This is a genomic window from Stenotrophomonas sp. P5_A8 (genome assembly GCF_056400545.1).
Window position 1 is genome coordinate 1 of record NZ_JBFULB010000290.1, and the last position, 4805, is coordinate 4805.

Sequence of the window (4805 nt, forward strand, 5' to 3'; positions counted from 1 at the left end):
GTCGGGTCCCGACCGACTGCCGACAGGGCGCCCACGCCCGGTAACGCAGTGCAAAGACCGCAGCATCGGTAGAGCCGGGCCATGCCCGGCTGCTCGGTAGCCCACAACGAAGAAGGGACGCCGGCGGTGCCAGCGTCCCTCCCGGGGTCACGCGGTAAGCGCGAGCGTCAGATCGCCTTGGCCAGGTCGGCGGCCAGGCCGATGTAGCCGCCCGGGGTCAGGGCGCGCAGGCCCTGTTTGGCGTCTTCGGGCAGGTCCAGCGATTCGACGAAGGCCTGCATCGATTCGGCGGTGATGCCCTGGCCGCGGGTGAGGGCCTTGAGCTGTTCGTACGGGTTGGGCAGGCCGTACCGGCGCATCACGGTCTGCACTGCTTCGGCCAGCACTTCCCAGGACGCGTTGAGGTCGGCGTCCAGGCGCTCGGGATTGACGGTCAGCTTGCCCAGGCCCTTGGCCAGCGAATCCAGGCCGACCTGGGTGTGGCCGAACGCAGTGCCGACCGCGCGCAGCACGGTGGAGTCGGTGAGGTCGCGCTGCCAGCGGCTGATCGGCAGCTTGGCGCTGAAATGCTCGAACAGGGCGTTGGCGATGCCGAAGTTGCCTTCCGCGTTTTCAAAGTCGATCGGGTTGACCTTGTGCGGCATGGTCGAGGAGCCGACTTCGCCTTCCTTGAGCTTCTGCTTGAAGTAGCCCAGCGAGATGTAGCCCCAGATGTCGCGGGCCAGGTCGATCAGGATGATGTTGGCACGGCGCGCGGCATCGCCGATTTCAGCGACGTTGTCGTGCGGTTCGATCTGGGTGGTGTACGGGTTGAACACCAGGCCCAGGCTTTCGACGAAGCGCTTGGCGAAGGCCGGCCAGTCCACTGCCGGGTAGGCGATGACATGGGCGTTGTAGTTGCCGACCGCACCGTTGATCTTGCCGGTCAGCTCGACCGCGGCGATCTGGCGGCGCTGGCGCTCCAGACGGGCCACGACATTGGCCACTTCCTTGCCCAGGGTGGTGGGCGAGGCGGTCTGGCCGTGGGTGCGCGAGAGCATCGGCTGGTCGGCCTGGGCGTGGGCCAGGGCGCGCAGGGTGGCGGTCACGCCATCCAGGCCGGGCAGCAGCACGTCACGACGGGCCTGCTCGAGGATCAGGCCGTAGCTGAGGTTGTTGATGTCTTCGCTKGTGCACGCGAAATGCACGAATTCCAGCGCCGGACCCAGCTCGTCGTCGGCCTTGAGCTGCTCCTTGATGAAGTACTCCACGGCCTTGACGTCGTGGTTGGTGGTGCGCTCGATTTCCTTGACCCGCGCGGCGTGGGCCGGGGCGAAGTCATCGGCCAGCGCGCGCAGGCGAGCGGTGGCGGCGGCCGAGAACGGGGCCAGCTCGACGATGCCCGCCTCGTTGGCCAGCGCCAGCAGCCACTCCACTTCAACCTTGACGCGGGCCTTGATCAGGCCGTATTCGGAGAAGATCGGGCGCAGCGCGTCGACCTTGCCGGCGTAGCGGCCATCGAGCGGGGACAGGGCGAGCAGGGCGAATTCGGACATGGCAGGCGCGGGGCTATGACGGCGGGGGCCGTCATTCTACGCTGCCCCGGTCGGCTCGGCCTGTGCCATGCGTACGGTAACGGCCTGGATGCGGTGGCCGGCCATGCGTTTGATGGTGAACTGATGCCCGTCGATCGCCAGCTGCTCGCCCTCTTCGGGCAGGCGCTGCAGCTGGTGGACGATCAGCCCGCCGACCGAATTGAGGTGCTCCGGCGCCTCCAGGTCGTGGCCGAGCAGGCGCTCCAGGCGGAAGATCGAGGTCGAACCGGCCACCAGCAGGCTGCCGTCGGCACCGCGGGTGGGGGCGTCCTTGACGATGTGCGGATGCTCGTCCTCGATATCGCCGACCACCACTTCCAGCAGGTCCTCCAGGGTGAAGAAGCCCAGGATGCGGCCATGTTCCTCCACGCACAGCGCCAGGTGCGTGGTGCCGGTACGGAAGCGTTCGAGCACGCTGGGGACCGGAGTTTCCAGCGCGATCAGGTTGGCCGGGCGCAGCAGCGCGCGCAGGTCGTCGGTGGGCCTGCCACGCGCGATTTCGACCAGCAGGTCCTTCATGTGCAGGATGCCCAGCACGTCTTCGCCATCACGGTCGAACCACGGGTAGCGGCTGTAGCGGCTTTCGGCGAATTCGGCCATCACCTCGGCCAGCGCCATGCCATCGCGGAACGAACGCATGTGGTCGCGCGGGCGCATCAGGTCGCCGGCGACCAGTTCGGGCAGTTCCAGGGCATGGCTCATCAGCGTCAGGCCGTGGTCCGGCGCACTGCCCGTGGGCTGCTGGCGGCCGACGATCAGCTTGAGTTCCTCGCGCGAGTAACGGTGCGAGGTGTGTTCCACATCGCCCCAGCCGGCCAGCCGCAGCAGCGCGTTGGCGCTGTTGTTGAGCAGCCAGATCGCCGGGTACATCGCCCAGTAGAACAGGTATAGCGGCGCCGCCGTCCACAGCGACATGCGGTCCGGGCGACGGATCGCCATCGACTTGGGCGCCAGTTCGCCCAGCACGATGTGCAGGAACGAAATCACGCTGAAGGCGATGATGAAGGAGGTCAGCTGCGAGGCCTCCGCGCTCAGGCCCAACGCATCGAACACCGGCTGCAGCAGGTGCGCGAACGCCGGTTCACCCACCCAGCCCAGGCCCAGCGAGGACAGGGTGATGCCCAGCTGGCAGGCCGACAGGTAGGCGTCCAGGTGCGAATGCACGTTGAGCAGCAGGCGCCCGCGCCAGCCATGGCTGGCGGCCAGGCCCACGGCCTGGGTGTGGCGCAGCTTGACCAGCGCGAACTCGGCGGCCACGAAGAAGCCGTTGAGCAGCACCAGCCCGAAGGCCAGCAGCAGGAGCAGCAGGTTGCCGATCATCGGCGGCCGCGCAGCGTGGCTGCAAGGCGCGGAGTGGGGTTCAGGCCGGCCGAAAGCGCGGGCGGCGATGCATGCGCGGCGGCACGCCAGGAACTACTGTGGGGGTCGTCACCCATGGGGGCGGCAGGCTTTCTGAATGGACACGAATCTTGAGTCTAGCCGATCAAACCCGGTCTTGGGTTTCATCGCGGCTTGGGAGTATCGTGCGCAGAGCCGCCAGCCAGGGAATCRGGCCCGTTGCCAGCCGCAGGTTCCCTTTCCAAACCGAAAGAAACGCGGAGTGATGCAATGAGCAAGGGTTTCAGGATCGAACACGACAGCATGGGTGAGCTGCAGGTGCCCGAGGATGCGTTGTGGGGCGCGCAGACGCAGCGTGCGGTGAACAATTTCCCGGTGTCCGGGCAGCGCATGCCGCGTGGGTTCATCCGCGCGCTGGGCCTGGTCAAGGGCGCGGCCGCATCCGTCAACGTCGAGCTGGGCCATCTGCCCAAGAACATCGGCAAGGCGATCGAAGTTGCGGCGGCCGAAGTCGCCCACGGTGCGCATGACGCGCATTTTCCGATCGATGTGTACCAGACCGGTTCGGGCACGTCCTCGAACATGAATGCCAACGAGGTGATCGCCACGCTGGCCAATCGTGCGGGCAAGGCCGGCAAGGTGGTGGTGCATCCCAATGACCACGTCAACCAAGGCCAGAGCTCCAACGATGTGATCCCCACCGCACTGCGGGTGTCGGCGCTGCTGGGCGTGCAGGAACAACTGCTGCCGGCGCTGGCGCATCTGCGCAAGACCATCGACAAGCGCGGTCGCGCGCTGCGCAAGGTGGTCAAGACCGGGCGCACGCACCTGATGGATGCCATGCCGCTGACCTTCGAGCAGGAATTCGGCGCATGGTCGGCCCAGCTGGCCTCGGCCGAAGAGCGCATCGAAGACAGCCTCAAGCGGCTGCGCCGGCTGCCGCTGGGCGGCACCGCGATCGGCACCGGGATCAACGCCGATCCGCGCTTCGGCGAGCGCGTGGCCAAGCTGCTCAAGCAGCAGACCGGGGTCAAGTTCGACAGCGCGGAGAACAAGTTCGAAGGGCTGGCCGCGCAGGATGACGCGGTGGAACTGTCCGGGCAGCTCAATGCGCTGGCGGTGGCGCTGATCAAGATAGCCAACGACCTGCGCTGGATGAATGCCGGTCCGCTGGCTGGGCTGGGCGAGATCGAACTGCCGGCGTTGCAGCCGGGCAGTTCGATCATGCCGGGCAAGGTCAATCCGGTGATTCCCGAAGCGACGGTGATGGTGTGCGCGCAGGTGATCGGCCACCACACGGCGATCACCGTGGCGGGGCAGACGGGCAACTTCCAGTTGAATGTGACGCTGCCGCTGATCGCGGCCAATCTGCTGGACGGGATCGGGCTGCTGGCGAACATTTCGCGGCTGCTGGCCGATACGGCGATTGCAGGGCTGAAGGTGCGCGAGGACCGCGTCCGCGAGGCGCTGGACCGCAATCCGATCCTGGTGACGGCGTTGAACCCGATCATCGGCTACGAGAAGGCGGCGGCGATCGCCAAGCGCGCCTACAAGGAGCAGCGCCCGGTGCTGGACGTGGCCAAGGAAGACAGCGGTCTGTCCGAAGCCGAGTTGCGCAAGCTGCTGGATCCGGCGGCACTGACCGCAGGCGGCATCCACGCCGGCAGCAGCGGCGGCGGCTGACCGGGACGTCAGGAAGAAAAAGACGGGCCGAAAGGCCCGTTTTTTTGTGCTTCTGCCAACGGAGGGCAGCGTCTTGTTGCCTGGTAGATGGCGTACGGCGATGCGCGCATGGCGGGGTGGCTGGGTCACGTGTGCAACGGGGGCGGTCTCCGTTCGGGCGTGCCGCGCGCGTCAGGGCCCCGCAGCGGCCGGTAGGCCCCTGGCGCAAAT

Annotated in this window: 3 protein-coding genes; 1 reads left to right on the plus strand and 2 read right to left on the minus strand. The window is 67.2% G+C overall.

Going from position 1 to position 4805, the window contains the following annotated elements; genetic code table 11:
- Window positions 1-167 precede the first annotated feature (167 nt).
- Both purB and AC1DQP_RS16475 read right to left on the minus strand, forming a co-directional pair.
- A complete protein-coding gene (gene purB / locus AC1DQP_RS16470) occupies window positions 168-1535 on the minus strand; it encodes an adenylosuccinate lyase (protein ID WP_457320355.1) in 1368 nt (455 codons plus the stop codon).
- A 36-nt stretch (window positions 1536-1571) separates the two neighbouring features.
- Window positions 1572-2894 carry a hemolysin family protein gene (locus tag AC1DQP_RS16475; RefSeq protein WP_457320357.1) on the minus strand — a complete coding sequence of 441 codons (1323 nt, stop codon included), beginning with the start codon at window positions 2892-2894 and terminating at the stop codon, window positions 1572-1574.
- 288 nt (window positions 2895-3182) lie between these two features.
- Between AC1DQP_RS16475 and AC1DQP_RS16480 the strand changes: the two genes are divergently transcribed.
- Window positions 3183-4595: a class II fumarate hydratase gene (locus tag AC1DQP_RS16480; protein WP_457320359.1), complete on the plus strand. Its 1413-nt coding sequence runs from the start codon at window positions 3183-3185 to the stop codon at window positions 4593-4595.
- The last annotated feature ends 210 nt before the right edge of the window (window positions 4596-4805 follow it).

Excerpts from the sequence above, each read along its gene's own strand:
- AC1DQP_RS16475 (WP_457320357.1), bottom strand. The coding sequence starts at position 2,894 with ATGATCGGCAACCTGCTGCTCCTGCTGCTGGCCTTCGGGCTGGTGCTG.
- AC1DQP_RS16480 (WP_457320359.1), top strand. The coding sequence starts at position 3,183 with ATGAGCAAGGGTTTCAGGATCGAACACGACAGCATGGGTGAGCTGCAG.